Source organism: Frigoribacterium sp. R86507, assembly GCF_044597695.1.
Classification (GTDB): Bacteria; Actinomycetota; Actinomycetes; order Actinomycetales; family Microbacteriaceae; genus Frigoribacterium.
This window is the reverse complement of sequence record NZ_CP139002.1, coordinates 2739744-2764858: the sequence shown is the minus strand read 5'-3', so window position 1 is coordinate 2764858 and position 25115 is coordinate 2739744. Positions and strand designations below refer to the sequence as shown.

Sequence of the window (25115 nt, the reverse complement as noted above, 5' to 3'; positions counted from 1 at the left end):
GCGAGCGTCGGTCCGGCCGGGTTCGATAACGGATCGGCATCGGCATTTGACAGCACCCCCTCTCGGGATTAGCTTTGCTCCAGTCGCAGTGTGAACGGTCACATTCGGCGGGTCCGGCCCCTTTCGCCAGGCTCGACGAACGGCCCGGCACGGCGGCGACGAATCACAGGAAGCCCGTCGGTGCACATCACCGGCGGACGACGACGAGGTCGAAGGTCGAGGACGACGTGCCCAGTGCCGTGACGCAGAGCGAGCAGCTCGCGAGCAGCCACATCCCCGGGGGTGCCCCGCATGGGCGTTGACTCTCCCGTCATCCTCGAGATGCGCTCCATCACGAAGGAGTTCCCGGGCGTCAAGGCGCTCGACGACGTGTCGATGCAGGTCCGCGCCGGTGAGGTGCACGCCATCTGCGGCGAGAACGGCGCCGGCAAGTCGACGCTGATGAAGGTCCTGTCGGGCGTCTACCCCTTCGGCACCTACACGGGCGACATCGTCTACCAGGGCGCCGAGATGCGCTTCCGCGACATCCGCTCGAGCGAGTCGCAGGGCATCGTGATCATCCACCAAGAGCTGGCGCTGATCCCCGAGCTCTCGATCACCGAGAACATCTTCCTCGGCAACGAGCCGACCCGCTTCGGGGCCATCGACTGGCGCGCGGCCAAGACGAAGGCGATCGACCTGCTCGCCCGCGTGGGCCTCAAGGACGACCCCGACACCGCCATCAAGAACCTCGGCGTCGGCAAGCAGCAGCTCGTCGAGATCGCCAAGGCGCTGAACAAGAACGTCAAGCTGCTGATCCTCGACGAGCCGACCGCCGCCCTGAACGAGGCCGACTCGCAGCACCTGCTCGACCTGATCCGCGGCCTCAAGGGTCGTGGCATCTCGTCGATCATGATCAGCCACAAGCTCAACGAGATCGAGGCCATCGCCGACTCGATCACGATCATCCGCGACGGCAAGACCATCGAGACGCTCGACGTGAAAGAGGACGGCGTCAACGAGGACCGCATCATCCGCGGCATGGTTGGCCGCAACCTGGCCAGCCGGTTCCCCGACCGCACGCCGAAGATCGGCGAGGTCTTCTTCGAGGTGAAGGACTGGTGGGTGCGCCACCCGCAGACCGCCGAACGCTTCGTCTGCAAGGGCTCCAACATCACCGTCCGCAAGGGCGAGATCGTCGGCCTGGCCGGCCTGATGGGCGCCGGTCGCACCGAGCTCGCGATGAGCATCTTCGGTCGCTCGTACGGTCAGTTCGTCTCGGGCGAGATCGTCAAGGACGGCAAGAAGATCGAGATCAAGAACGTCTCGGACGCGATCGACAACGGCCTCGCCTACGTGTCCGAAGACCGCAAGGTGCTCGGGCTCAACCTGCTCGACGACATCAAGCGCTCGACGGTCGCGGCCAAGCTGACCAAGATCTCGAAGGCGTCCGTGGTCAACACGTACGAAGAGCACTCGATCGCCGAGGACTACCGCAAGAGCCTGCGCGTCAAGACCCCCACGGTCGACGAGGGCGTCGCCAAGCTGTCGGGCGGCAACCAGCAGAAGGTCGTCCTGGCGAAGTGGATGTTCACCGACCCCGACCTGCTCATCCTCGACGAGCCCACGCGAGGCATCGACGTGGGCGCCAAGTTCGAGATCTACAACATCATCAACCAGCTCGCGGCGCAGGGCAAAGGCGTGATCGTCATCTCGTCCGAGCTGCCCGAGCTGCTGGGGCTCTCCGATCGCATCTACACGATCTTCGAGGGCACCGTCACGAACGAGATCGAGGCCTCCGAGGCCGACGCCGAGACGCTCATGCGAACCATGACCTCGAAGAAGAAGGAGCAAGCCGCATGAGTGGCATCAAAGACCTGAAGAAGGTGTTCGGCGGCAACACGTCGAACGCGCGCCAGTTCGGCATGATCGCGACGCTCGTCGTGGCCATCCTGATCTTCCAGGTGCTGACCGACGGGCTCACCCTGCAGCCCACGAACCTCATCGCCCTGGTCAGCCAGTACTCGTACATCCTGATCCTCGCCATCGGCATGGTCATGGTCATCGTGGCCGGCCACATCGACCTCTCGGTCGGTTCGGTCGCCGCCTTCAGCGGCATCGTCGTCGCCAAGGCGATGGACAGCTGGGGCCTGCCCTGGGGGGCCGCGATCCTGCTCGGCCTCGTCGTCGGTGTCGTCATCGGCGCCTGGCAGGGCTTCTGGGTCGCCTACGTCGGCGTCCCCGCCTTCATCGTGACGCTGGCCGGCATGCTGCTCTTCCGCGGTGCCAATCAATTCGTGGGCAACGCCGACACCATCCCCGTGCCCGAGGGCTTCACCGTCATCGGTGCCGGTTACCTGCCCGAGTTCGGTCCGAACACCGGCTACAACAACGCCACCCTGTTGCTCGGCCTCGTCATCATCGTCGCCGTGGTCTACAACGAGTTCCGCCTGCGCCGCATCCAGCAGAAGATGGGCTCCGAGCGGGCGCCCCTCTGGGTCAGCGCCGTCAAGCTCGTCGTGCTGGTCGCGATCATCGCCTACGCGGCCACGCTGTTCGCCGGGGGTCGCGTCGGCACGTCCTTCCCGATCTCGGGCATCATCCTCGGCGTGCTCGTCCTGGTCTACGGCTTCGTGACGCAGAACACGATCTTCGGTCGCCACATCTACGCGGTCGGTGGCAACTCGCACGCCGCCGAGCTCTCGGGCGTCAAGGCGAAGCGCATCAACTTCTTCGTCATGATGAACATGTCCGTGCTCGCGGCCCTGGCCGGCATGATCTACGTCGCCCGTGCCGGTGCCTCCGGCCCGCAGGACGGCCTGAACTGGGAGCTCGACGCCATCGCCTCGGTCTTCATCGGTGGCGCTGCCGTCGCCGGCGGCATCGGCACCGTGACCGGTTCGATCGTCGGTGGTTTCGTCATCGCCGTGCTCAACAACGGCCTGCAGCTCATGGGCGTCGGTTCCGACAAGGTGCAGATGATCAAGGGCCTCGTGCTGCTGATCGCCGTCGCCGTCGACGTCTACAACAAGAGCCAGGGCCGTCCGTCCATCACCGGCTTCCTCACCCGGGGCCTGCGCCGCGACAAGAACGGCATCGCCGCCTCCGACCTGCCCCCGGGCGCCCAGAGCGGTGTCGGCCGAGACGCCGACACGACCGAGCCCGCCCTCACCCCGAACGGCGACATCTCGGACGTGCAGCGTCCCAAGGCCACCACGCCCAACTAGACCCACCACCCGCGCGCCCGTCCATCGACGGCCGGGCGCGCCTCCACCGGGAGTCCGCACCGCGGGCGACCACACGGCACCACCCTCACAACGAGAAAGTAGACACAGCATGCGCAAACTCGCGCTGACGACCTTCGCGGTCGCCGCAGCAACGACGCTGATCCTGAGCGGCTGCTCGAACTCGGCCCGCACCGACGCGGGTTCGGGCGACGCGGCCTCGGGCTTCGAGTCCGGCTCGACCATCGGCGTGGCCCTGCCCGCCAAGACGAGCGAGAACTGGGTCCTCGCCGGTGACCTGTTCACCAAGGACCTCACCGACGCCGGCTTCAAGCCCGACGTGCAGTACGCGGCCGCCAGCGGCACCGTCGCGAACCAGCAGGACGAGATCCAGTCCATGGTCACCAAGGGCGCCAAGGTCATCATCATCGGTGCCGCCGACGGTGGCCAGCTCGGCACCCAGGTGAAGGCCGCCCACGACGCCGGCGCCGTGGTCATCGCCTACGACCGCCTGATCCTCAACACCGAGGACGTCGACTACTACGTCGCGTACGACAACTTCAAGGTCGGCGAGCTCCAGGGTCAGGCCCTGCTCGACGGCATGGCCGCCAAGAAGGCCGAGGGCCCGTACAACATCGAGCTGTTCTCCGGCTCGTCGGACGACGCCAACTCGAAGGTCTTCTTCGACGGCGCGATGAGCGTCCTGCAGCCGAAGATCGACGACGGCACCCTCGTCGTCGCCTCGGGTCAGACCGACATCAAGCAGACGGCGACCGACGGCTGGAAGCCCGAGAACGCCCAGCGCCGCATGGACTCGCTGCTCACCAGCACCTACGGCTCCACCGAGCTCGACGGCGTCCTGAGCCCGAACGACACCCTGGCCCGCGCCATCATCACCTCGGTGAAGCAGGCCGGCAAGGACATCCCGGTCGTCACCGGTCAGGACTCCGAGGTCGAGTCGGTCAAGTCGATCATGGCCGGCGAGCAGTACTCCACCATCAACAAGGACACCCGCAACCTCGTGAAGCAGGCCGTCGCGATGGTCAGCTCGCTCAGCAAGGGCGACAAGGCCGAGACGAACGACGACAAGTCGTACGACAACGGCAGCAAGGTCGTCCCGGCCTACCTGCTGCCTCCGCAGATCGTGACCAAGGAGAACGCCGCCGAGGCGTACGCCAACGACACGACGCTCGAGCCGCTCACCAAGTAGCACCCTCGCTGCCGTCCGGCAGCACCGGCATCGGCCGGGCACCCCGCACGGGGTGCCCGGCCGTCGTCGTCGGTGGGCGGTATCGTGCGTCCGTGGACACCGACCGACGAGCGCAGGAGGCGCGGGCCGCGTCCGCGACGCCGGTCACGGTCGAGCTGCTGCTCGCGTCGCCCCGGTCCCGCTACGTCGGCCGACCCGCCGACGGCCCGGCCCCGGCCCCGACCACGGGGCCCGAGTCGCACGACGCCGTCACCGTGCGCGCCCACCTCGGCATCGTGGGCGATCGTTACTTCAACGCCCCGGCGCACCGCCTGGCCTCGGTCACGCTGTTCGCGGCTGAGCAGCTCGAGCACGTCGCCCGCGAGCTCGGCCTGCCCGCGGGGACCGTGCTCGACGCCGCCCTGACGCGGCGCAACGTGGTCGTGCGCGGCGTCGACGTCGATGCCCTCGTGGGGCACGAGTTCGACCTCGACACGGGCGACGGCCCGGTGTCGTTCCGGGCGAACCGGGCGGCGAACCCGTGCGCCTGGATGGACGTCGTCTTCGGCGCGGGGGCGTTCCGCGCCATGCGAGGGCGTGGCGGAGTCCGGTGCGAACCGCTCACCGACGGGGTGCTGCGCGTGGGGCCGGGGCTGCTCCGCGCCTCCTAGGCGTCTCGGCGTCCGACCGGCTCGGCGGAGCCGGGACCGCGTCGGGTCAGCCCCACCAGGTGGGCAGCATGAGGTTCATGGTGTCGAGCAGGGCGCGCCGGCTCGTGCGCTTGCCGCCGAGCCAGGCCTCGACGGCGCCCACGAGCCCGTGTGCCAGGTGACCGGCGGCGATGTGCACCGCGAGCCCCTCGGGCAGGCTGCCGGCGGGCAGGGTGCCGAGGTGCTGCACGCTGGACTCCTCGAAGTGGCGGGCCAGCGCTTGGTGGATCGAGGCGTCGAGCGGGTCGGGCAGGGCGAGGCGGTAGATCTCGCGGTAGCGCACGACGTGGTCGACGACCTTCTCCATCGCGCGACGCGTCGCATCGGAGCCGTCCGCCCGGCCCTCGAGGCGCAGCGCGTGGTCCTCGTCGCGAATGGCGTCGAGCTCGGGGGTGAGGACCGCGGTGAGCAAGCTGCCGGGCGAGGTCGCATGACTGTAGAACGTGGCGCGGTTGATGCCCGCGGCCCGGGTGACGTCGGCGACGGAGATGCTCGACACGGCGCGGGTCGAGGCGAGCTCGACGATCGCGGTGTGCAGCGCCTTGGTGGTCTGGACGATGCGCGCGTCGACCATGGACGTTCCTCCTCGAGTGCCCGCACGGGACCATCGCGTCCCGGGCTCGGTCGAGCCTAGACCGGGCCGGGGTGCCGCGACGGCAAGGCGCGGGGGCTGTCGCCCCGATGCACGACCGGGATAGGCTGGGAAGCGACGGGTGTCGTGCACCGGCGCCGTCCTCCCACCCCCCTCGAACCACGTGGTGGTCGTGCGCGTCGGCGCGGTCGCATCGATTCGATCCGCGAGCCGTCCCTCTCGTCGGGGCCGCGCCTCCTCGTGGGCGTCGACCGTGACCACCCCACCGTGACCACCCCTCAGACAGGACCTGCCTCGTGACCACCGTCGTCCACCCGGGTGACTCCCTGACCCGCCGCCAGCGGCTCGTCTACGTCGTCGTGCTCGGCGCGCTCACCGCGCTCGGGCCGTTCACGATCGACCTCTACCTGCCGGCCTTCCCCCAGCTCAGCCGCGACTTCTCGGTCGACAGCGGGGTCATCCAGCTGACCCTGACGGCGACGACCATCGGGTTCGGCGTCGGGCAGTTGCTGGTCGGCCCGTGGAGCGACAAGGTCGGACGCCGCACGCCGTTGATCGTGGCGACCGCCGTGCACATCCTCGCCAGCATCGGTGCCGCCAGCGCGCCGACCATCGAGCTGCTCGCGGTGTTCCGGGTGCTGCAGGGCATGGGGGCCGCCGCCGGTGGCGTCGTCGCCATGGCGACGGTGCGCGACCTGTTCGGCGGCCTGCCGCTCGTGCGCATGCTGTCGCGCCTCGCCCTGGTGAACGGGCTCGCCCCCATCGTCGCGCCCGTGATCGGCTCGCAGCTGCTGGCCTTCACCAGCTGGCGTGGCATCTTCGTGTTCCTGGTGGCCTACGGCGCGTTCGTGATCATCGCCGCGATCTTCCTGATCGTCGAGACCCTGCCGCCCGCGCGCCGGCACGAGGCCGGGCACACGACCCTCGGGCAGCGCTACAAGGTGCTCTTCAGCGACCGGATCTTCGTCGGAGTCGCCCTGATCGGGGCGATGGTCTTCTCGGGCCTGTTCTCGTACCTCTCGGCGTCGTCGTTCCTCTTCCAAGAGGTGTACGGGTTGAACGCCCAGCAGTACGGCTACCTGTTCGCGATCAACTCGCTCGGGATCGTCGCCGGCGTCCAGATCAGCTCGCGGCTGGCGCGCCGGTTCGGGCCGCAGTGGATCCTCGCCTGCTCGACCGTCGTGCTGCTGCTCGCGGCCGCGGCGATCGTCGTGCTCGACTCGCTCGGTGCCGGGCTCGTGGGCATCCTCGTGCCGCTGTGGTTCTTCATCGCGGCCTGCGGGTTCTCGTTCCCGCAGGTCCAGGTGCTCGGCCTCGCCAACCACGGGAAAGAGGCGGGCACGGCGGCCTCGCTGCTCGGCGCGCTGAACTTCGGCCTGGCGGGACTCATCTCGCCGGTGGTCGGGTTCCTCGGCATCGGCTCGGCCGTCCCGATGGGCAGCGTCATGGTCGCCACCTCGTGCGTGGCCATCGCGAGCCTGTGGCTGCTGGTGCGCCCGCGGACGGTGCCGGCGCTCGGTCGCTGACCCGCGCCTCCTGCTCGTCGGTCGCCGACCCGCGCGTCGCGGTCGTCGGTCGCCGACCCGCGCCTCCCGGTACCGTCTGGGGATGCGCACCGACCCGCTCGCCCCGAAGCCCGCCTCCCCGTCCGAAGAACGGGTGGCCCGCCGTGTGCAGCGACGGTGGTGGGTGTTCAGTGCGCTCGGCGCCATCGGCGTCGTGCTGCTGCTGGGCGTCGTGATCACGGCCCGGGCGGGCGTCATCGGCGTCGACGAGCGCTTCATGGGCGAACTGGTCGAGCACCGCAGCCCGTTCTGGGACGTCCCCTCGTTGATCTTCAACTCGATCGGCGCCGGGGTGGTCGGCGTCTTCGTCGTGCCGCTGGGCGTCACCGCGGTGTTCCTGTTGCGCCGTCGCCCGTGGGCCGCGCTCTACTGGATCGCCGCCTGCGCGGTCAGCGCCGGGGTCGTCCAGGTCGTCAAGCACACCTTCGGCCGGGCCCGCCCCGAGGACATCCTCGTCGTGAGCGACTACGGCTCGTTCCCATCGGGGCACACGTCCAACGCCGCGACGCTGGCCGTCGTGCTCGGGGTGATCCTGCGACGCGTCTGGGTGTGGGTCGCCGGTGTCGTCTACACGGTGCTGATGCTGCTCAGCCGCACGTACCTCGGGGCGCACTGGCTGACCGACACGATCGGCGGACTGCTCATCGGCGCCGGGGTCGCGGTGGTGCTCTGGGCCCCGGTCGCGCACCGGCTGCTCGACGAGCAGGAGCGCGTGCGCGGTCGCGGTTGGATCTGGCAGGGTCGTCCCGCCTGACGCTGCCGGTCGAGCGGTCGATCACGGGCGAGTCCCGGCGAGACGGGCGCGCGGCACCGCCCAAAGTCGCCGAACTCGCCCGGACCGCGGCGCTCAGGATGCCTAGGCTGGCCGCATGACGGACGCGCTCGAGCAGGCCAGGGCGGAGGCCGCGGCTGCGGTCGCCGCCGCCGAGAAGGCGAAGCAGGACGCGGAGGCGGCACTCGCGCGGGCAGAGCGGCTCGCGACCGAGGCGGCTGCGTCCGGGGCCGAGCAGGCGGAGGCCGAGCAGGCAGGGGCCGAGCAGGCGGAGGCCGAGCAGGCCGGGGCCGAGCAGGCCGGGGCCGAGCAGGCCGGGGCCGGGCAGGCGGACGCCGAGCAGGCCGCCGCGGAGGCGGACGTGGCCGACGCCGCGGCCGATGCCGGGCTCACCGAACCCGAGCCGGTCGCGGGCACCCCGGTCGAGGGTCTCCCCACCCCACCCGGTGGGCCGCTCGACGAGGTCGCGGTCGACGTGATCCGAGCGGGTTACGGCTTCGACGGTCCCGCCCTCGAGCTCGGCGCCCTCGTGAACGGCGAGGCGCGGGTCGACGTGCCCGTGCGCATCCCCTTGGCGATGCTCAACCGGCACGGCCTCGTGGCCGGGGCGACCGGTACGGGCAAGACCAAGACCCTGCAGGTGCTCGCCGAGCAGCTCTCGGCGGCCGGGGTGCCGGTGTTCGCGGCCGACGTCAAGGGCGACCTCTCGGGCATCGCGACGCCGGGCGAAGCGAGCGAGAAGCTGCTCGCCCGCACGCGGGGGATCGGCCAGGACTGGTCTCCGCAGGCCGCACCGACGGAGTACTTCGCCCTGGGCGGCAAGGGCACCGGCGTGCCGGTCCGCGCCACGGTCAGCGGTTTCGGGTCGCTGCTGCTCAGCAAGGTTCTCGGCCTCAACGACACGCAGGAGAGCAGCCTCGGCCTGGTGTTCCACTACGCCGAGCAGGCCGGTCTGCCGCTGCTCGACCTCGCCGACCTGCGGGCCGTGCTGACCTGGTTGACCAGCGACGAGGGCAAGCGCGAGCTCGAGGGTCTCGGCGGGCTGAGCAAGCAGACCGTCGGGGTCATCCTGCGCGAGCTGATCACCTTCGCCGACCGCGGGGCCGATGCGTTCTTCGGCGAGCCCGAGATCGACACGGCCGAGTTCCTCCGCACGGCCGAGGACGGCCGGGGCATCGTCAGCTTGCTCGAGGTGCCAGGCGTGCACGACCAGCCGACGCTGTTCTCGACCTTCCTGATGTGGCTGCTCGCCGACCTCTACAACGACCTGCCGGAGGTGGGCGACCTCGACAAGCCGAAGCTCGTCTTCTTCTTCGACGAGGCGCACCTGCTGTTCAAGGACGCGTCGAAGGAGTTCCTGGCCCAGATCACGCAGACCGTGCGGCTCATCCGGTCGAAGGGCGTCGGCATCGTCTTCGTGACGCAGACCCCCAAGGACGTCCCCGGCGAGGTGCTCGCCCAGCTCGGCTCGCGTGTCCAGCACCAGCTGCGCGCCTTCACGCCCGACGACGCGAAGGCCCTCCGGGCGACGGTGTCGACGTACCCGACGAGCGACTACGACCTCGCCGAGGTGCTCACCACCCTGGCCACCGGGGAGGCGGTGGTCACGGTCATGAACGAGAAGGGGGCTCCCAGCCCGGTCGCGTGGACGCGCCTCCGCGCCCCGCGCGGCTCGATGTCGCCGACCCCCGCCGACGTCATGACGGCCGCCGTCGCGGCGTCACCCCTGATCGCCGCCTACGGGGCGTCGATCGACCGCGACTCGGCCCGCGAGATCCTGGCCCGCAAGCTCGAGGCCGCTGCGCTCGACCAGCGCGAGCGGACCGACGCCGCGGCTCGTCAGGCCACGATCGACGCCCAGCTGAAGGAGGCCGCGGCCCGCGAGAGGGCGGACGCGAAGGCGGTCACCGCCGCCGAACGCGAGCGGAAGGCCGCCCAGGCCGAGTACGAACGTCAGCAGAAGGAGTTCGAGCGGGCCGAGCGGGCGGCCGCGAAGGCCCGTGCCGGGCGTGGGGCGACGACCCGCGCCTCCTCGGGGTCCCGCTCGTCGCGGGCCGGGTCGACCGGGGGGTTGCTCGGCGAGGTCCTCGGATCGAGCGCCGGCAAGGCGGTCGTGCGCGAGGTCGTCAAGGGCATCTTCGGCACGCTGCGCCGGCGCTGATCCCCGAGCCGGCCCGGCCCGCATCCGGCGGACGGGGTCAGGCGCCGCTGCCGAAGGCCTGGAAGAGCAGCACGAGGGTGCCGGTCGCCAGCGCGAACAGGCTTCCCGCGACGGTGGTGCCGATCCACGGGCGGCTCTCGTACCAGTAGGGGCTGTCGGGGTAGGCCGCGAAGAACTCGCGGCGGGTCAGCGGGCGGGGCAGGACGGTCGTCGGGATGCCGAGCGCGTCGACGACGGCGTCCACCGACGCCTCGGACCAGTAGGTGCCCCGCATGCGGAACAGGCGGCGTCCCTCGTCGTCGAGGGCGAGCAGCTGCGCGGCGGTCTCGGTCGAGTGGTCACGGTAGGTGCGGACGAGCACGAGCGAGTCGATCTCGTCGCGCCGCAGCCGCACGAAGCCGGGCAGCCAGCCGCGCTTGACGAACTCGGTGCGCGTGACGGCCGCGTACGACAGGCGGTAGCGCCAGTACATGAGCAGTCCCATGACCACGACGCCGCAGGTGACGGCCAGCACGCCGCCCTGGTGGCCGGTCGGCAGGGTCAGCCAGAGCACCGCGACCAGCACGGGGGACAGGCTGAAGACGCCGGTGAGCGTGGCGCCCCGGGCGAGTTCTCGCCGCGGCCGCACGGTGACGGTGCCACGCTCGGTGGGCATCGCCGCGTCGGTCGTGCTCATGTCGTCCCCCAGGGTTCGGCGTGACCCCGAGTCCCCCGACCCGAGGCTGCTGCTGTCGGGGCAGCGCCGTGCCCTCAGCGTAGACGATGCGTTCGCACAGATACCGGACCGGTCCACCCCAGTGCGGGGAGCCCGCGATCGGGGGAGTCGAGCAGGTGTCAGCTCTCGGCGCGGTCCCGGAGGCGCTCGATCTCGCGGCGATCGCGCTTGGTCGGCCGGCCGGCGCCGCGGTCGCGGACCGGCACGGCGGCGACCTCTTCACGCGGCGGTGGTGGGGGAGTCAGGTCGGTCAGGGCCTCGGCCGCGGCCGGTGCGCCGACGCGTTTCACGAGGCAGGTCTTGACGACGACGATGCGCTCGAAGCCCGCGATGCGTGCCCGGACCTCGTCGCCGGGCCGGACGGCCTGGGCGGCCTTGACGCGCTCGCCGTTGACTCGCACGTGACCGGCGCGGCAGGCGGCGTTGGCGGCCGAGCGGGTCTTGTAGAGCCGGACGGCCCAGAGCCAGGCGTCGACGCGGGCGGACGTGAGGGGCGGCATGCGTCGATGCTACGGGTGGCCGCCGACGTCGACGACCGCGGAGGTCGGTCTCAGAGTTCGTCGGTGGCCACGCGCACCGGGGTGCCACCGGTCACGCGTACGAGTTCGTCGAACGTCGTGGCGAAGACCGTGTTGGCCGTGCCGGCGCTCGCCCAGAGCACGTCGTGTGCCTGCAGTGCGGTGTCGACGAGGGTCCGCACCGGGCTGGGGTGGCCGACCGGGGCGACGCCGCCGATCACCTGGCCGGTGGCGCGCTTCACCTGGTCGGCGTTCGCCCGCATGATCGGGCCGCGGCCGAGCGTCGACGCCACGAGGTCGGTGTCGACGCGGTGGGCGCCGCTGGTGAGCACGAGGAGGGCTTCGTCGCCGGTGCGGAACACCAGGCTGCTGGCGATGGCGCCCACCTCGCAGCCGAGGGCGGCGGCGGCCTGGGCGGCGGTGTGCGTGGACTCGTCGAACTCGCGGACCTCGCCCTCGGCTCCGGCGGCACGGAGGGCGGCGACGACGGTGCGGGCGCGCGGCGGCAGGGCGGCGGCGTCGAGGTGCTCCGAGGAGGGGCGGTGCGCGTCGGTCATGCCCCCGACGGTAGCCATGAGGGAGTCTCAAGCTCAGCAGCGACACGGGGCGTCCGCCGGGCCCCGCGGAGTCCGGTACGCTGGTCTAGGTCGGGCGCCGGTTCACCGTGTGCCCGCCCTGGAGGATTCGCCTAGTGGCCTATGGCGCACGCTTGGAAAGCGTGTTGGGTGCAAGCCCTCAGGGGTTCGAATCCCCTATCCTCCGCATCGAAATGGCTCTTCCCTTCGGGAAGGGCCATTTCTCGCTCTGTGTTCTTCTGGCGCCTTCCGGGTGCGTGCGGCGTCGCCGCGGGCGGCAGGAGTGACTTCGGGCGCGGTGGATCGTCGACGTCGATACGGCCGCAGCCTCGGCAGCGGCCCGACACGGCGTCGCTCGCCGATGAGGGCGTCGCTCGCCGATGAGGGCGGCGCTCGCCGGCGCAGAGTGCCGCTGGTGAGCTGTCCGGCGTCGAACACGACCGACGCGCGGCCACCCCGACCGTGACCGCGGCCGATCAGACGGCGAGGCGCTCGACGTCGTTCGAGCGAGCCCACGGCGCCTTCCCGTGCTGACGGAGGCGCCACCTGGAGACATGTCCACGAGCCCCTTCGTCAGGGGAATGCCTCTCACGTTCTCGAGACCAGAAGGTGGCCCGACAGCCGGTCGTTCATCGGGACACTTACTCGGGCCCGGTTCGGTCCGTCGAGGCCAAGTGGTGTCTGGCCTGCGGATTCGCGTAGGCCTGTCCCGCAAAAATGCCCGGTAAAGGGGGTCTGAACGCTACAGTCATCAGATGCTCATCGGATACGCCCGCGTCTCAACTTCCGGGCAGGATCTCGCAGCACAGCGTGACGGTCTTGCAGCGCTCGGTGTTGACGATCAACACGTTCATGTTGACCACGGCCTATCGGGCACGACTCGAGCCCGGCCCGGCCTTCGCGAGGCCCTAGCGGCGTGCCGCACGGGTGACGTACTCGTCGTCACGAAGCTCGACCGCCTTGCTCGATCGCTGCGGGACGCGACCGACATCGCGGACGAGCTGACCAAGAAGGGTGTCGCGCTCAATCTTGGGGGAGCGGTCTACGACCCCACCGACCCGGTCGGCCGGCTGCTGTTCAACGTCCTCGGCATGGTCGCCGAGTTCGAGGCCGACCTCATCCGTGCCCGCACCCGGGAGGGCATGACGATCGCCAAGGCCGCCGGCAAGCTCCGAGGTAGAAAGCCCAAGCTCACCCCCTCGCAGGAGAAGCGCCTCGTGCAACTGCACCGCACCGGTGCCCACACCACGAGCGAGATCGCCGAGCTGTTCGGCGTCGCCCGGTCGACGGTCTACCGTGCGATCCAACGAGGGGAGCAATCATGAATGAGTATCGAGGCCGGGCTGATTCCGACTTAGTGCATGTCGAGCTGACGGACTACGAGCGGCGAGTGCTGAAGCAAAGGCTCTTCCAATGGGGTGGTCCTGCGAGTCTGAAAGACGCGATGGCCATCGCGATGGGTTTCGCGAGCAAGGCCGACTTCTTGGCTGTAGCCAAGGAGCTAGAGGCTCGTCTGGAGCAGCAGGCTCCATTGCGCCGGATTGACTGGAAACGGGTTCTCCTCGCCACAGAGATCGTGTTCATGTCTGATGTCGTGGGCGCCGGCTACGAGTGGGAGACGGTCACCGGCTTGGACGATGGCGAAACCCTCCGCACCCTCCGCGGCCTTCAAGTCCGCCTCATCAACGCCTATGCCGTACCTAGCTGGACGGCCTAACCCCAGTAGGGGATCGGCTACCGGGAGGCCGCCGGGCTGCCGCGGCGCAAGTCGCAGCGGCCTACGTGAAAAGCGCGAGGGGCAGCGACACCACGAAACAGAAGGGCGGCACGATCGCGATGCCGCCACAGACGGCGGCCCACCGGCCGGCGTGGCCGCCTAGCGCTCCGGCGATGAGTGCGAGCACTACGGAGGCGATCAGGAGGAATGGCACGGCAAACCACAAGATAGAGGTCCATTCTGCGGCGGAGAACCAGAGCCACGAACCCTCGGCGCAGGCGGTGACGAAGCAGACGAAGAGGGTCATCGGGGCGAGCAATCGAGCCCGACCGGTCGGCTCGGTATCGGCGGCGGGGCCTTGACTCGACCAGGCAGACGGGTTCGCGAGGGAGTCACGGTGGGGCAGCGCTGCCACCTCCGCCTCAGCCCGGCGGAGCAGTTCGCGGTCGGCCTCGTTCATGCCCTGACCCTAGCGCCGGCGTGGCCGCCGGCCGCGCTAGCACCCTCGAATTTGCCTTGCATCATCAACGACTCGAGTCATGAGCGTGTCCCGGTAGACGATCGCTTACCGATCAGGCCTCAGCCTGACTCGTGATGGCCGGGCTGGGTCTCGATGCCGCAGGATGAAGTCATGGCACCGGTCCCCGACGACGTCATCGAGCGGTTCGAGTTGTTCGCCACTCGCGCCGGCGAGGAGTTCGGTAGCGCCGTCCGGTCAAGATCCCTCGGTTCCGGCAGCTCAAGGCTGCCGCTGCTTCAAGTAGGCCAGTTCTCGGTCGTCGCGGCTGATGGGCTGGTGATCGACATCGCCCCGACCTCAGGCATGCCCGCCCGGCGGTGGGAGCTGGGCTGGGATGAGTCCGATTTCGCTGAGGCGTGGTTCCTGCTCACGGACCATCTCCTGACCGGGCGCCCCGAGCCTGGCAGTCTCGACGCATTCGTCGCCCGGGTCATCGCCATGGTCGGCCAGGCTGGCGACGTCAAGGTCTCCACCGTTCAGGCCGAGTTCGACCGTGTAGTGACCGTGACCCCGCACCGACACGGAGCCCTGCCTTTCGAGGTCCTGGTGATCAAGGACGACTCGGTCGTCGTCAGCGGTGACGACTTCGGCTGGTGGGATCTAGGCGGCGACGGCGATGACGGCCTGGTCGAGGCGCTCCGCGTCGTGACGCAGTTCGTGGTCAGAGGCGGCACCGTTCGAAGCACGTGGCGTACGTGTGACCTGCTGGACGTCGACGGCGCTGTCGTCGGCGGCTCGTATCGGGACGGAGTACATCGGCTGCGTCCCCGTCAGCTGTACTTTCTCCCTTACGTGCCCGGCCGCGCTATTGAGACCGGGCACCCGTCTCACTAGACGATCGGTCACCGCACCCAGTTGCTCGGCGCGACCCGGCCGCAGCATCTGGGCTGAAGCCGGATACTGTCTGGTGCGTGTGGACTAGCGAAGGAAAATAGTTGCCAAACACCGAACGTGGCCGTCAGGTTTTCAAGTGGTGCGTGTGGGTGGGCGTAGCCGGTGTCTTGGTGTTCATCGTTGTTATTGGTGTGCAGTCTCGGTAGAAGGAGTGTTTGTTTCCAACCGCCACGCGACTGCCAGTAAGAGCCGGCGGGCATGGCTGCGACTCACGCGTCTAGCAGTGACCCACTCGTACCACTGGGGGCTGGGTCGGAGCGATCGAGCTGTGTCCGATAGGGGATCGATCATCGGACTGGATCTTCTGCCAGAGTCTGCGTCGGGTAGAGGTGACGATCGCCACTACCCGCCGTGAGCTCATCCGTCGCAGGGGTGTTGAGTGTCTGTCGGGTCGGTGCCGTGGACCCTGGAAGGGGCGCGATTGTTGAACTCGCTGCGAAGGAGGAGCTGCCTAGTTGAGTCCGTTGATCGCCGATGGAATGAACCGGATGACCGAGCTGAGCGTCAGGCCGTACGCAAGTGTCAGGCCCACCGAGGCCAGGGCGATGCCGCGGGATCTCGTTCGCTTGATGTCCTGCAATGCCAGGTGTCCCAGCCCGGCACCAAATGCGGTCACAAGGGTTGGCGCACCAAACGCCCAGAGCAAGACCAGCGCCAGGACGCCTACAGCGACGGATGCCACCGCGTAACGGCTGAGACGGTCGGAAGTTTCTTGGGGCATATCACTTACCTCTTCGATAGGCAACGCATGTCGTCGAGGCTCATAGCCTATTCAGTTTCGTTCCAGGGCAGGTTGCGAAATGTGGGTCTCTCGCCACGGCCGGGCGTCGCACTAGGGGATCGGTTACCGGTTCGAGCTGCGGTTTTGCCCGGTGGCGATTGGGCCTCGGTGAGGCGGGTGTCGCGGCGACTCTCGGGAGACCGATCCCCGCCGACTTGAGTGGTCGACGGGGATCGGAGGTGTCTAGTGGTGATCCGTTCGGCCTTAAGACACTCGCGATGTTTGGAAGTGCCACTCCTGCTGCGGGGCGTTGAAGGTCGCGGAGGAGCCCTGCTTCACGAGGGTGCAGCCGGAGTTCTCGATGTATTTCGTGGTCGTTCCGCTGTACTTCATCGAGCCGATCGCGAGGCGTCCCGATCCGTAGCTGGACGGCACGGTCCATGACCCCGAGTTCGTTGTCGTGCCGCTCTTGCTGGCACCGATGGTCACGCCCACATCAGCCTTGACACTGGCGACGACGTTGCTCACGGTGACTCCCGTGGTGGCGGTGATGCTGCCCGAGACAGTGAACGTGGTGGAGGTGCTGATGGCGAGGGTCACGCCCGGGCCACCCGTGACAGAGCTGTTCGCCCCGGACGCCTGGGTGAAGGACCCGGCCGAGCTTGATGACTTGTAGACAACCCGGCTTCCCGAGCAGAGAGAGTCGGTGCCGTCGGTGGAGTCTGTCCCATTGGTCGTTGTCGGTGCACTCTGGGCACCCGCGGTGGGCCCCTCGGCTGCCATCGCGCTTGTGCCACCCGCCAGGACGAGCAGGGCCGTGACGGCGACGGTGGCAAGGCTTTTCTTCATGAGTACCCTTTTGTCGTCTGGTCCGACTCGCGTCGGCTGGTCACGGCACCGGGATGGCGGTGATCCAGTAATCGGTCCCCGCCGAGACGTCCAGGCGGACGCTCAGAGGGTCTTCCCCCGATGGCAGCGGGATGCTTCCGCTGCTGGTGAAGTCAGGTGTGCAGTCGCCCGAGTAGAACGTGCCGAGAGTGACCGTGAAATCACCGGCTGAGCAGGCGACGTAGAAACGCAGTTGCGTCAAGGACGGGTCGGGCCGGGCGATCTTGAAGGTGGCCCCACCGGTGCCGTGTTCGTGCAGCGACGGCGAGACCGTCGTGGCGATGAAGTCTTCCGAGTCGGGGTCCTCGAGCCGTGTCAAGGGGTCGACGAGCGTGCCGCCGCTTTCAGAAGACGACGTCGGACTAGTCGGTGCCGGGTCGCTCGACACTGGATCAGTTGACGATGTCGTGCCGACGCACGCCGTCAGGCCGGCGAGGCAGACGACCGCGGCAACGGCGCCCGTCCAGGTGGTCTTCGTGGCCATCATTCCTCCTTCGCCAGGTGCTGCAATGACGCTCATGAAAGACCAGCCGGCACTCAGGTCGCAAGGCGAAACGGCTTGTTCTCCTGAGGACTAGCGATCGGTATAGTGACCGACAGACCGGTCGGAAGGGGCCTCGTGGCACACAAGTCCCGCTGCGCGCACTGCGTGACCCCCACCCAGGCTCAGATCCTGGTCGAACTGTCGCGTGGCCAGGGCTACGACTCCATCGGTCGGCGGCTTTACCTTGCACCAGCCACGGTCGCGTACCACGTCGCCAAGTTGCAGGCGAAGTTCCGGGTACCCAATCGTGCAGCGCTCGTCGCGGCTGCGTTCGTGTTCGGCATCCTGGCCGGTGATCAGTGGCCGATCGAGGCCTCCGGGCTCTTACATGCCACGCTCGCTGAGCCCTGCGCCGACGCACCCGACACCTCAGTGTCGTAGCAGCCGACCGCGGTTGTTTCGACGAACGGGCTTGGGGCTGGGGCAAGGACCATGCGCGTCGCCGAGGTGAGCCTGGATGGCCAGTTCGTCTTGGTAGCGGAAAGTCATAGCAAGCGTCTCCACCCCGTGACCGATAGACGATCGCTAGCCGGGCCCTCGCAGTGGGAGTCGCGACGAAGTGCGCTTCATGCCATCCTTCGATCGTGCGCCCTCGATCGCTCTGCCTACTCGTCGTGACCCTCTGTGCTGTCAGCCTCGTCGGGTGCTCCGAGGTCGATCCCGGTGAGCAGGCCGGCGACATCGCTCTGTGGCTTGAACAGGAGCCGTCAGCGGTGCAGGACGACGGCGACGAGCTGGCCGTCTTGGCAGCGGTCGTCGATCGCGGCGAGGAAGCAGGCGGCAGCGAGATCTCGGCGACCTTCGAGGAGCCCGTGATGATCAGGCGAGTTGAACTCGAGTGTTTTGGCGACGGATCCGTCGAGGGGCTGTTCGGTCTGACGTCGGCTGCGGGTGCGGTCGACACGACGCCCGCCCGTGCGAGTTGCGCCGAGGGCGTGCTCGAGCTGGACATCCCGGAGTCGTCCCGCGAGGGCGTGACGAAAGTCAGCTTCTCCTCAGTGGCGAGCACCGAGAAGGGCGCGTGGCGCGTCATCGTCCGATAGGGGATCGGTCATCGGTGATCGGTCGACCGCGAGGAAACGCTGGCTGACGTTGGCTGGTAGTGCTCTTGGGCAACCCGGCGCGACTGTCCGTGACAACATTCGTTCATGCGGCTCTGGCCTAAGCGCTCTCGAATCACACCTCCGCGCGAGGAAGTCGATCCTAGGGTTCCGAAGCTTGTGGACTGGGATCAGCACGGCATCGTCGGCACAGTTGGTTCTGGACCTGCTGAGGGAACGACCGTGGTCGCCCACAGCTATAGGACAGAGACCGGTGGCCTCGACTTCTACGAGTTGGAGTTCTGGGACGGCCCCGACCAGGTCTTCGATGCGGCCGGTCGGTTCGTCATGAGCGATTGGGTTACCGACGATCGAGTGCCCGGCGAAGAGGGTGGCCTCATCGACGCGCTGACCCGTGAGGTCGATGTCACCTGGTGGACCGACCGGGAACGGATCGACGCGTTCTGGTCGATGCACTGGGACCCACGTTAGGGACTCGCCTTATCAGCTTCGGCGTATCACTTGGCGATCGGTCAGCGGTCGGTGCCCGAGGGGCCCGTCCCGCGGATCGTCCCTTCGGCTCAGGCCCCTAACAGAGAGACGGGCAGGGGAGGCTGGCTGTGAGCAGGAACATGCTCGCGTGGAAGGCCACAGCGGCAGCGCCAGTCAGCCAGAGCGCCGGAACAAGTGCGCGGTGGCCACGCAGCATGCGGCGCCCAGAAAGTGCGGACGCCAGGAGCCATAGCGACAAATGCACGCCTACCAGAATTGGCCTAGCCCACAGGAAGACGTCGCCCATGATGTCGCGCCAGAGAACTGCGACGACGATGACCACCAAGGTCGCTGCAAAGCCGACGATCAGGACCATGATCGCTCCCGCGTCGACCCTGGCTGAGAGTCGCGGCGGCGCCAGCGGCTCGGCGGTGCTCATGACCCGAGACTAGACGGCTCGTCAATGTCGCCGACAGCCCCGCAGAGCCTCACAAGAAGGTGCCGTTCGACGATCGGTCTGCGGGCAGCCAGTGTCGATCTCGCAACCAACCTCGGAGATGCTTGTCGTGGCTGCTGCTTGGGAGACATGGCTGCGTCACGTGCTCATCTTGAAATACTGCGGGGGAGTGGCCGGCCGTCGAGACGTCTCGTATCCGTAGGGTTGCGAGATGCGCCAGGGAGGCTTGTCGGTTGTGCGGTGACCTCGGCTATCGGGGCGAATTGCAGGGGTGAGGCACTTCGTCCGCGAGAGCGAGTCATACGCTTCCTTTATGGCCAATAGTCCAAACGAGCGCATCGTACGAGCCATGCACTTGGCGAGCGAGACATCCACCGCCACCGAGCATCTCGCCCTCGGACTGAATCAAGCAGCGAACCCTGCCTGGCAAGCGCGCCAGCCGGGTGCGGTGTTCACGCAGCTATCGCAAGGTGTCGAGCGATTACTCAAGGTCACCTATTTACTCAGCGAGGAGAGCGCTGGGCGCGCAGTCGATCCGAAGTTCGGCGCCGGAGCCGGAGGGCATGCCATCAGCGCCCTAAATACCCGAGTCCTGTCGACTCTCGCCGCCGCGTCCGAGTCGGCCGCTCCGTACCTACGCGAACTACTCGCAGATACGATGAACGACCCGTTCTGGCGTGACGTCGTCACCGCATTGGACGCGTGGGCCGCGACCTCCGGCCGCTACGGCGATCTCGACGCACTTCGTGGGAAAGCGTCCCAGGTAGATCCAGCTTGGGCACCGTGGGAAGAAGCGGAGCACCGAGCGATAGCGGAAGGGGAAGGATGGGGAAACTTGTCGGAGGAGGCGCTGACTGCCAGCAGACGTCTCGTTCTGCACAGCGTCATGCGCTGGTGGCACACCCTCTACAGATGTTGGCAGCATGGACTCGTCGGGGCGGACGGAAAGACGTTCGCTAGCGAAGTCAGTCCGCAAAACCTCCACTTGGACGCAGTGCTCGCAGGTCTGGTGGCCCGACGTTAGGCCGTCTTGCTCGACCGAGTAAGACCTGCAGACCATCGGCTACCGAACAGCCTTACGGCGCGCTAATCGCTGCCCTTCTGGAGGGCGTATCGCACCACGGCGAGGTCCTCGCCGTGACGCTGCACAATGTTCGACCGGCGCACCTCGAAGTCGCTCATCGAAATAATTACGAGCCTGATCCCGTGCGCTGGAATCAGCTCGCGTCGACGGTCGTCGTAACGCTTCCGCTGCATGCCCCGGTGAATACCCGAGACGGTCATCACGTCTGGCTTGTCGAAGTGCCGCACCTGCTCGGTGTGCTGCCTTTCGTGGAACTCCACCACGAGCGCACGGTCGGGCCAGTACGCATCGACGGGCAGGGTCATCCGTCGCCCGGTGCTAGGCGAAGGGTCTCCTTCGAGCCACTCGAACCGATGCTGCCGACGGCCCGTGCTTCCGAGCACCTCGTCGCACAGCCCCAGCACGTACTCCTCGTTCTGCTTCGCCATGCCCTGACATTAGCGGCCGCGCTCGTGGCTACTTCGCCTTGCGCTGAGCCCTGAGCCGCGCCTTCAGCTTCGCGTTCTGTTCCTTCAGCCGCTTCTTCTGCTCGCGGAGCTTGCGCTTCTGGTCGGCGTTTTTGCTGTCCTTCGCCTTCTCACGCGGTGTGCGGTTGAGCGCGCCTTTGGTGCGGGGCATATCCGGGTCCTCCCGACGGGTACTGGTGCTCGGAGCCTATCGAGCAACGCTCGACTCGGCGTATGGCGCGCACTGGACCGCCACTGCGCCGAGCGTCGCGCTTGGGACGTTGAAACTGGCGAAGGCTACGACCGTGGGCTGTCTGCCGGAGGCCCGCTGGAGCGCATCAGGTGCCGCCATTGCGCGCCCTTTCAATGAGCGTCGCGATGTAATAGCGAATGGCGCAACTGATTCTTCGCTTGAACGGACTTGTGGACGGCGCCCGATAGGGGATCGTCATCAGGCCACGCGGTCGAGGCGCTCGTTCCTTTTCTTCAGGCGCTGCGCTTGCCGTGCGCGATACCGGATCACGCTGGGGAGCCGGACTGTCAGCGTGATCATTGAACCGACGATCACCATCGCGATCAGACCGAGGGTGAGGAAGGTCGTCTTGACCCACAGTTCTGTCCAAGTCATGGGCCAGAAGCTCATGCGGAGTAGGGGTGATTCGGTTGCGATCCCGAGTGCGTGAGTCGCAGCCAAGGCGCTGCCTAGGAGCGTGCCGATAAGTATCGCGCCGATGATACCCACGAGGGTGTTGCCGAACCAGGTGGCGAGGTTCGTGGTCGATGCTCGCCCGTGTCGTCGTATCTCGCGTTGGAGCTGTGCCTCAAACTGCAGGATCGCGTCGGCGGGGTCGATCAGGGAGGCTGAAAAGGTCTTTGGAACGAACAGGAGCCTGAGCAACCGGTCATGCTCTGGTTCGCCCGGCTTTTGGGTCCGGGCCATCCAGACGGCGAAGGCTTGTTTCTCTGCTGAGGTGGCAAGGCCGGGCACGAGAAGCCCCCACCGTCCTGCCTGGTCCAGCTGTCCCATAGCCCTGTGTAGGCTCGCGAGTTCCGCGCGGGCAGGGAGGTTGCCGGGGTCACGGTGCAGCCGCTGCCGTAGCTGGCCTCGAACACGCTTCACTGCGGCGCGTTCAGCTGGGTCGAGTGCATCCACGTCGTGATCTTGGCAGACGACCGATGTTCTCGAGAGCGCCCGATAGGGGATCGTCTGCCGGGGCAAGGTCCCTTAACTAGCCTGAGCGCATGAGAAGTGTCGGCAGGTTGAAATGGCTCGGGGTCGTTGTGTCGGTTCTAAGCCTGGTTTTGGCAATGTTGTGCTTTGCGTTAGCGGACGGCGACGGGGCCGTTATTTTCACCGGCGTGCTCGCCGCCGCGTCAGGTCTACTCGGGCTCGCGACGTTCATCCTGAGTAGAAAACGCAGATCGCCCTCTGGCGACATGGATGAAACCGCCCGATAGACGATGCTTCACCGAGATGCGTTTCGGACTGACCCATCAAGACGGTCAGGTCAGCGCAGCTCGAGAAAACGGTCGACGTGCGGCAGCGTCCGATGGTTGATCGGCTACTGCAGTTCAGGTTCTTGCCGGACAGCTTTCTTGTAGCTAACGACGCCCAACACCGTATTGACCAGACCTGTAGCAACAAGAAGCCAACCGTAGGCCTGGCCAGTGGCCACGACCCCCAAGCCGGCGAAGAGGGTGACTAGGGCGCTCACCACCACGATGAAGGACCAGCGTCTACTCATGCACTGATTATGAGCCCTGCCCCGTGTCTCGCTAGGCGATGGGTGTCCGGTCGACCTGCAAAGCTCGGAGCACGTCGTGGCCCAGAGCTGATGCCCTCCGAACGGATCGTCTCTCTCTGGAGCCGCTCGCCGTGGAGCATGCGGGCGAGATGGTGGTCGCGCTGGCACCTCAGAACCTGTACCAGTTCACGGGCGGGGAGCCTCCGACGCTCGAGGAGCTCGACAAGCGCTACCGCCGCCAGTTGCGAGGTCAGTCCGAGGATGGACGTGCGGCGTGGTTGAACTGGATCATCCGATCTGCTGGGGGCGGGCCGGCCGTCGGTTTCGTCCAGGCGACGCTCACATGCGAGGGCGCTGACCTCGTCGCTGACATGGCGTGGCTGGTCACGGCGTCGGAACAGGGCCGAGGTCTCGCAGGGGAGGCAGCCTCCGCCGTCGTGTCGTGGCTGACTTCGATGGGGGTCGGGCGTCTGCAGGCCTACGTCCACCCCGACCACACGGCGTCCGCGCGAACAGCCGATCGGCTCGGGCTCGTACCCACGTCGACGCTCATCGACGGCGAGATCCTCTGGGAAGCCGTCACCACTTCCGTGGCGCATCAACAGGAGGGTGCCCGGTAGGGGATGGCTTTCCAGGGCTCAGCGAGGCCTGTTTCCAAGCAGCGCAGCGAAGAACTCAGCATCTTCTGGAGCTGGCCTAGTTCCTGCGAGCTCCATCTGTGCAGCGCTTTCGAGCGGCTGTCATCGGTGAGGTACGGGAACTGTCGTTCGACCAGTTTGTCGTAGACGGCTTGCGCGGCCCTGGATCGCGACCGGGGGAGGTGCAGTGAGTAGCGGACATCGTCGGCCAAGTTGATGCAGGTGAGGGCCGCCGCCTCGTTGAGCTTGTTCACCTTGCGATCGAGGTAGTCCTTGACCCCACGCACGTCGACGATGCTGAGGGCCTCCGGCGGGCCGCTCGGCCAGGACTGCTGCTCCGCATGGCGACGTGCCGCGTCTTCAGTGGGGAAGGTCTCGACGAGGGCGGCTTGGGTTGCGATGGCATCTCGTGTCTCGTCGTCGACGTCCTGTCCCCACCAGATGAAGCGGGGGCGAGGGCCAAGATCGACCCGGACAGGCCGCCCGTCATCTATACGCATCTCCTTGGTCTACAGGTGTTGAGGCAACGCTGCCTAATGCTGCAGGGAGGTGTTTGCACATCTTCGTAGATGGAGGAGGAGCGCCTCGGCTTCCGCAGAGTGTCGTTGTCTCGATAGGCGATCGGGTTCCGGACAGGGCCGGTGAGGTCAGGCGAAGCGGCTTTGAAGGTCCCTCTCGAGCTGAGTGAAACGCTGTTCGTAGGCCTGATAGTGCCACCTGGTGGCAAATCCGTAAGTGCCTTCGTCGCTCTTCATCTCGAGGTGGATACCACTGCCACTCCCGTTCTCCGTGATCGACCAGCTGACGATCATGGGAAGTTGCTTCTTGCCGGCATTCATTACGCCGCCAAATATTCGGTAGGCGAGTCGAGAGCCCGCCTTCACGATGCCCGTGCGAGCGGTCGTCGTGGGCCGGTGAGTCAGCTCGTGAAGGAAGTCAGCGACACGGCCGGCCACTTCGTGAGGCGGGAGGCTAGTCGTGAGGTCCAGGTTGCGCTGGACAGGCTGAAGACGCATGGCTCTTCTTACCCGACGTGGACACATCAGGGAACGCGAAAATGTGCCCTAGCCGATCGATCATCGCTCATCTGCCAGGACATTCTTCTGCCAGGATCTGCTCATGGTCTCGCGCATAGCCATCGTCCCGGTGGTGCTCTTCGTCGGCATCGCTGGCGTCGGGCTGGGATGGAACGGATGGGTCGTGGGAGCCCTCGGAGCACTTTTCGGTGTTGCTGCTGTCGCGGCCGACTCGCTCGTAGCGCGTTCACGCCAGCGGCAAGTGAATGAGGCGTTTGATGCGCCTCGCGATTCCACCCGATAGTCGATCGCGCAGCGGTCGGTCCACTTACCGGATAGTTAGTCAACCGTGGGCAGGAACGAGATTGTGGCAATCCGCATCACGTCGGCATCGACGAAAGCTGGTGTCGTCGTGTCCGGAATGGTTCTCAGCGTCTTTTTCGGCTTCGGGGCTGTCTTCATAGCCGGCGAGGTCGGGGCTGTGACTGCTGCGCTCGTCGTCACGGTTGCGCTCGTTGTCTTCTGCGGCCGGACGTTCAGAGGTGAGGGCGAGCCGGTGCAGCAACGGCGGCCGGCGTGGAAGTTGTCTGGTGGCATCGTGTCCAGCCTCGTGATGGGTGTCATCGCGGTGTTCTATGCGTTGGCACTGATGTTCTCGGCGCCCTCGGGGCCGCTGGGTCTGTCCGCAGCAGTCGTAGGCCCGTTCTACGTCTTGGTTGCTGTCGCCTATTTTTTCTCCGCATTCAACCTGCGTCGAGAACTCAAGGCGCGCCGGCCCGCTTAGGTACAACTCCGGAGGCGCCGCAGGGTCTACCCGTCCGATAGGGGATCGTTCATTCAGATCAGTTTCGGATTGACCTATCGAGACAGCCGGTGTGCCGTACCTGCGGGTGAGCGGCTAGCCTCCGCCGGT

General features: G+C 67.3%; 30 protein-coding genes and 1 tRNA gene. 17 read left to right on the top strand and 14 right to left on the bottom strand.

What is annotated here, in order from left to right:
• Positions 1–291: 291 nt before the first annotated feature.
• The 4 genes from mmsA (at position 292) to SJY14_RS12990 (ending at position 5063) form a co-directional block, all read left to right on the top strand.
• On the top strand, positions 292–1842 hold the full coding sequence (gene mmsA, locus SJY14_RS13005; protein WP_071255242.1) for a multiple monosaccharide ABC transporter ATP-binding protein: 1551 nt from the start codon (positions 292–294) through the stop codon (positions 1840–1842).
• Positions 1839–3206 (top strand): multiple monosaccharide ABC transporter permease, encoded by a 1368-nt coding sequence (gene mmsB, locus SJY14_RS13000; RefSeq protein WP_396599085.1) that lies wholly within the window; start codon positions 1839–1841, stop codon positions 3204–3206. Before mmsA ends, mmsB begins: the two co-directional genes overlap by 4 nt.
• Positions 3207–3315: 109 nt before the next feature.
• Positions 3316–4413, top strand: coding sequence for a sugar-binding protein (locus tag SJY14_RS12995; RefSeq protein ID WP_055971380.1), 1098 nt, complete (start codon positions 3316–3318; stop codon positions 4411–4413).
• Positions 4414–4505: 92 nt separating this feature from the next.
• Positions 4506–5063: an MOSC domain-containing protein gene (locus SJY14_RS12990; protein WP_396599084.1), complete on the top strand. Its 558-nt coding sequence runs from the start codon at positions 4506–4508 to the stop codon at positions 5061–5063.
• 46 nt (positions 5064–5109) lie between these two features.
• Here SJY14_RS12990 and SJY14_RS12985 read toward each other — a convergent pair whose 3' ends face one another.
• Complete coding sequence (locus tag SJY14_RS12985; protein ID WP_071255247.1) at positions 5110–5676, bottom strand: TetR/AcrR family transcriptional regulator; 567 nt, start codon at positions 5674–5676, stop codon at positions 5110–5112.
• Positions 5677–5990: 314 nt separating this feature from the next.
• On the opposite strand from SJY14_RS12985, the gene SJY14_RS12980 reads away from it, so the two are divergent.
• The 3 genes from SJY14_RS12980 (at position 5991) to SJY14_RS12970 (ending at position 10192) form a co-directional block, all read left to right on the top strand.
• Positions 5991–7220: a multidrug effflux MFS transporter gene (locus tag SJY14_RS12980; RefSeq protein WP_396599083.1), complete on the top strand. Its 1230-nt coding sequence runs from the start codon at positions 5991–5993 to the stop codon at positions 7218–7220.
• An 82-nt stretch (positions 7221–7302) separates the two neighbouring features.
• Positions 7303–8013 carry a phosphatase PAP2 family protein gene (locus tag SJY14_RS12975; RefSeq protein ID WP_071255249.1) on the top strand — a complete coding sequence of 237 codons (711 nt, stop codon included), beginning with the start codon at positions 7303–7305 and terminating at the stop codon, positions 8011–8013.
• A 115-nt stretch (positions 8014–8128) separates the two neighbouring features.
• The gene (locus tag SJY14_RS12970; protein WP_396599082.1) at positions 8129–10192 is read left to right on the top strand and encodes a helicase HerA-like domain-containing protein; all 2064 of its coding nucleotides are present in this window, start codon (positions 8129–8131) and stop codon (positions 10190–10192) included.
• Positions 10193–10229: 37 nt separating this feature from the next.
• Here the strand turns inward: SJY14_RS12970 and SJY14_RS12965 are convergent, their stop codons facing one another.
• From SJY14_RS12965 to SJY14_RS12955, 3 genes are all read right to left on the bottom strand, one after another.
• The gene (locus SJY14_RS12965) at positions 10230–10868 is read right to left on the bottom strand and encodes a hypothetical protein (protein ID WP_396599081.1); all 639 of its coding nucleotides are present in this window, start codon (positions 10866–10868) and stop codon (positions 10230–10232) included.
• 158 nt (positions 10869–11026) lie between these two features.
• Positions 11027–11407 (bottom strand): RNA-binding S4 domain-containing protein, encoded by a 381-nt coding sequence (locus SJY14_RS12960; RefSeq protein ID WP_043592898.1) that lies wholly within the window; start codon positions 11405–11407, stop codon positions 11027–11029.
• A gap of 50 nt (positions 11408–11457) precedes the next feature.
• On the bottom strand, positions 11458–11982 hold the full coding sequence (locus SJY14_RS12955) for a YbaK/EbsC family protein (RefSeq protein ID WP_396599080.1): 525 nt from the start codon (positions 11980–11982) through the stop codon (positions 11458–11460).
• Positions 11983–12102: 120 nt separating this feature from the next.
• Here SJY14_RS12955 and SJY14_RS12950 point away from each other — a divergent pair.
• The 3 genes from SJY14_RS12950 to SJY14_RS12940 all read left to right on the top strand — a co-directional run bounded on the left by SJY14_RS12950 (position 12103) and on the right by SJY14_RS12940 (position 13717).
• Positions 12103–12187, top strand: a tRNA-Ser gene (locus SJY14_RS12950).
• 568 nt (positions 12188–12755) lie between these two features.
• A complete protein-coding gene (locus SJY14_RS12945; RefSeq protein ID WP_396599079.1) occupies positions 12756–13325 on the top strand; it encodes a recombinase family protein in 570 nt (189 codons plus the stop codon).
• Complete coding sequence (locus tag SJY14_RS12940) at positions 13322–13717, top strand: hypothetical protein (protein WP_396599078.1); 396 nt, start codon at positions 13322–13324, stop codon at positions 13715–13717. The genes SJY14_RS12945 and SJY14_RS12940 overlap by 4 nt, the downstream gene beginning before the upstream one ends.
• A 61-nt stretch (positions 13718–13778) precedes the next feature.
• Here the strand turns inward: SJY14_RS12940 and SJY14_RS12935 are convergent, their stop codons facing one another.
• Complete coding sequence (locus SJY14_RS12935) at positions 13779–14177, bottom strand: hypothetical protein (protein WP_396599077.1); 399 nt, start codon at positions 14175–14177, stop codon at positions 13779–13781.
• A 171-nt stretch (positions 14178–14348) separates the two neighbouring features.
• Between SJY14_RS12935 and SJY14_RS12930 the strand changes: the two genes are divergently transcribed.
• On the top strand, positions 14349–15071 hold the full coding sequence (locus tag SJY14_RS12930; RefSeq protein WP_396599076.1) for a hypothetical protein: 723 nt from the start codon (positions 14349–14351) through the stop codon (positions 15069–15071).
• 511 nt (positions 15072–15582) lie between these two features.
• Here SJY14_RS12930 and SJY14_RS12925 read toward each other — a convergent pair.
• The 3 genes from SJY14_RS12925 to SJY14_RS12915 form a co-directional block, all read right to left on the bottom strand.
• Positions 15583–15813 carry a hypothetical protein gene (locus SJY14_RS12925; protein WP_396599075.1) on the bottom strand — a complete coding sequence of 77 codons (231 nt, stop codon included), beginning with the start codon at positions 15811–15813 and terminating at the stop codon, positions 15583–15585.
• A gap of 303 nt (positions 15814–16116) precedes the next feature.
• Positions 16117–16701, bottom strand: coding sequence for a hypothetical protein (locus tag SJY14_RS12920; RefSeq protein ID WP_396599074.1), 585 nt, complete (start codon positions 16699–16701; stop codon positions 16117–16119).
• A 40-nt stretch (positions 16702–16741) separates the two neighbouring features.
• Complete coding sequence (locus tag SJY14_RS12915) at positions 16742–17260, bottom strand: hypothetical protein (protein ID WP_396599073.1); 519 nt, start codon at positions 17258–17260, stop codon at positions 16742–16744.
• Between the two features lie 99 nt (positions 17261–17359).
• Here SJY14_RS12915 and SJY14_RS12910 point away from each other — a divergent pair, with 99 nt between their 5' ends.
• The 3 genes from SJY14_RS12910 to SJY14_RS12900 all read left to right on the top strand — a co-directional run bounded on the left by SJY14_RS12910 (position 17360) and on the right by SJY14_RS12900 (position 18816).
• Entirely contained in the window at positions 17360–17665 is a 306-nt protein-coding gene (locus tag SJY14_RS12910) for a LuxR C-terminal-related transcriptional regulator (protein WP_162235901.1), read from the top strand.
• A gap of 332 nt (positions 17666–17997) precedes the next feature.
• Positions 17998–18327: a hypothetical protein gene (locus tag SJY14_RS12905; RefSeq protein ID WP_396599072.1), complete on the top strand. Its 330-nt coding sequence runs from the start codon at positions 17998–18000 to the stop codon at positions 18325–18327.
• Positions 18328–18504: 177 nt separating this feature from the next.
• Positions 18505–18816, top strand: a complete 312-nt coding sequence (locus SJY14_RS12900) for a hypothetical protein (protein WP_396599071.1) — start codon at positions 18505–18507, stop codon at positions 18814–18816.
• Between the two features lie 97 nt (positions 18817–18913).
• Here SJY14_RS12900 and SJY14_RS12895 read toward each other — a convergent pair whose 3' ends face one another.
• Positions 18914–19255, bottom strand: coding sequence for a hypothetical protein (locus SJY14_RS12895; protein ID WP_396599070.1), 342 nt, complete (start codon positions 19253–19255; stop codon positions 18914–18916).
• 331 nt (positions 19256–19586) lie between these two features.
• Here SJY14_RS12895 and SJY14_RS12890 point away from each other — a divergent pair, with 331 nt between their 5' ends.
• On the top strand, positions 19587–20297 hold the full coding sequence (locus SJY14_RS12890; protein WP_396599069.1) for a hypothetical protein: 711 nt from the start codon (positions 19587–19589) through the stop codon (positions 20295–20297).
• A 62-nt stretch (positions 20298–20359) separates the two neighbouring features.
• Here the strand turns inward: SJY14_RS12890 and SJY14_RS12885 are convergent, their stop codons facing one another.
• From SJY14_RS12885 to SJY14_RS12875, 3 genes are all read right to left on the bottom strand, one after another.
• Positions 20360–20785 (bottom strand): hypothetical protein, encoded by a 426-nt coding sequence (locus SJY14_RS12885; protein WP_396599068.1) that lies wholly within the window; start codon positions 20783–20785, stop codon positions 20360–20362.
• Between the two features lie 28 nt (positions 20786–20813).
• Complete coding sequence (locus SJY14_RS12880) at positions 20814–20975, bottom strand: hypothetical protein (protein WP_173210803.1); 162 nt, start codon at positions 20973–20975, stop codon at positions 20814–20816.
• A gap of 279 nt (positions 20976–21254) precedes the next feature.
• Positions 21255–21830, bottom strand: coding sequence for a hypothetical protein (locus SJY14_RS12875; protein ID WP_157485609.1), 576 nt, complete (start codon positions 21828–21830; stop codon positions 21255–21257).
• 756 nt (positions 21831–22586) lie between these two features.
• Here SJY14_RS12875 and SJY14_RS12870 point away from each other — a divergent pair.
• Positions 22587–23168, top strand: coding sequence for a GNAT family N-acetyltransferase (locus SJY14_RS12870; RefSeq protein WP_396599067.1), 582 nt, complete (start codon positions 22587–22589; stop codon positions 23166–23168).
• On the opposite strand, the gene SJY14_RS12865 is transcribed toward SJY14_RS12870, so the two are convergent.
• Positions 23147–23686 (bottom strand): hypothetical protein, encoded by a 540-nt coding sequence (locus SJY14_RS12865; protein WP_396599066.1) that lies wholly within the window; start codon positions 23684–23686, stop codon positions 23147–23149. The genes SJY14_RS12870 and SJY14_RS12865 overlap by 22 nt on opposite strands.
• A gap of 147 nt (positions 23687–23833) precedes the next feature.
• Positions 23834–24142, bottom strand: coding sequence for a hypothetical protein (locus tag SJY14_RS12860; protein WP_396599065.1), 309 nt, complete (start codon positions 24140–24142; stop codon positions 23834–23836).
• 427 nt (positions 24143–24569) lie between these two features.
• On the opposite strand from SJY14_RS12860, the gene SJY14_RS12855 reads away from it, so the two are divergent.
• Positions 24570–24986, top strand: coding sequence for a hypothetical protein (locus SJY14_RS12855; RefSeq protein WP_396599064.1), 417 nt, complete (start codon positions 24570–24572; stop codon positions 24984–24986).
• Positions 24987–25115 lie beyond the last annotated feature (129 nt).

Bases quoted from the DNA above. Each gene is read 5' to 3' on its own strand.
- SJY14_RS12880 (WP_173210803.1), bottom strand. From the start codon at position 20,975: ATGCCCCGCACCAAAGGCGCGCTCAACCGCACACCGCGTGAGAAGGCG.
- SJY14_RS12970 (WP_396599082.1), top strand. From the start codon at position 8,129: ATGACGGACGCGCTCGAGCAGGCCAGGGCGGAGGCCGCGGCTGCGGTC.
- SJY14_RS12885 (WP_396599068.1), bottom strand. From the start codon at position 20,785: ATGGCGAAGCAGAACGAGGAGTACGTGCTGGGGCTGTGCGACGAGGTG.
- SJY14_RS12960 (WP_043592898.1), bottom strand. From the start codon at position 11,407: ATGCCGCCCCTCACGTCCGCCCGCGTCGACGCCTGGCTCTGGGCCGTC.
- SJY14_RS12915 (WP_396599073.1), bottom strand. From the start codon at position 17,260: ATGAGCGTCATTGCAGCACCTGGCGAAGGAGGAATGATGGCCACGAAG.
- SJY14_RS12870 (WP_396599067.1), top strand. From the start codon at position 22,587: ATGGGTGTCCGGTCGACCTGCAAAGCTCGGAGCACGTCGTGGCCCAGA.
- mmsA (WP_071255242.1), top strand. From the start codon at position 292: ATGGGCGTTGACTCTCCCGTCATCCTCGAGATGCGCTCCATCACGAAG.
- SJY14_RS12975 (WP_071255249.1), top strand. From the start codon at position 7,303: ATGCGCACCGACCCGCTCGCCCCGAAGCCCGCCTCCCCGTCCGAAGAA.
- SJY14_RS12935 (WP_396599077.1), bottom strand. From the start codon at position 14,177: ATGAACGAGGCCGACCGCGAACTGCTCCGCCGGGCTGAGGCGGAGGTG.
- SJY14_RS12945 (WP_396599079.1), top strand. From the start codon at position 12,756: ATGCTCATCGGATACGCCCGCGTCTCAACTTCCGGGCAGGATCTCGCA.
- mmsB (WP_396599085.1), top strand. From the start codon at position 1,839: ATGAGTGGCATCAAAGACCTGAAGAAGGTGTTCGGCGGCAACACGTCG.
- SJY14_RS12895 (WP_396599070.1), bottom strand. From the start codon at position 19,255: ATGAGCACCGCCGAGCCGCTGGCGCCGCCGCGACTCTCAGCCAGGGTC.
- SJY14_RS12890 (WP_396599069.1), top strand. From the start codon at position 19,587: ATGGCCAATAGTCCAAACGAGCGCATCGTACGAGCCATGCACTTGGCG.
- SJY14_RS12985 (WP_071255247.1), bottom strand. From the start codon at position 5,676: ATGGTCGACGCGCGCATCGTCCAGACCACCAAGGCGCTGCACACCGCG.
- SJY14_RS12995 (WP_055971380.1), top strand. From the start codon at position 3,316: ATGCGCAAACTCGCGCTGACGACCTTCGCGGTCGCCGCAGCAACGACG.
- SJY14_RS12875 (WP_157485609.1), bottom strand. From the start codon at position 21,830: ATGGGACAGCTGGACCAGGCAGGACGGTGGGGGCTTCTCGTGCCCGGC.
- SJY14_RS12920 (WP_396599074.1), bottom strand. From the start codon at position 16,701: ATGAAGAAAAGCCTTGCCACCGTCGCCGTCACGGCCCTGCTCGTCCTG.
- SJY14_RS12940 (WP_396599078.1), top strand. From the start codon at position 13,322: ATGAATGAGTATCGAGGCCGGGCTGATTCCGACTTAGTGCATGTCGAG.
- SJY14_RS12965 (WP_396599081.1), bottom strand. From the start codon at position 10,868: ATGAGCACGACCGACGCGGCGATGCCCACCGAGCGTGGCACCGTCACC.
- SJY14_RS12955 (WP_396599080.1), bottom strand. From the start codon at position 11,982: ATGACCGACGCGCACCGCCCCTCCTCGGAGCACCTCGACGCCGCCGCC.
- SJY14_RS12930 (WP_396599076.1), top strand. From the start codon at position 14,349: ATGGCACCGGTCCCCGACGACGTCATCGAGCGGTTCGAGTTGTTCGCC.
- SJY14_RS12865 (WP_396599066.1), bottom strand. From the start codon at position 23,686: ATGCGTATAGATGACGGGCGGCCTGTCCGGGTCGATCTTGGCCCTCGC.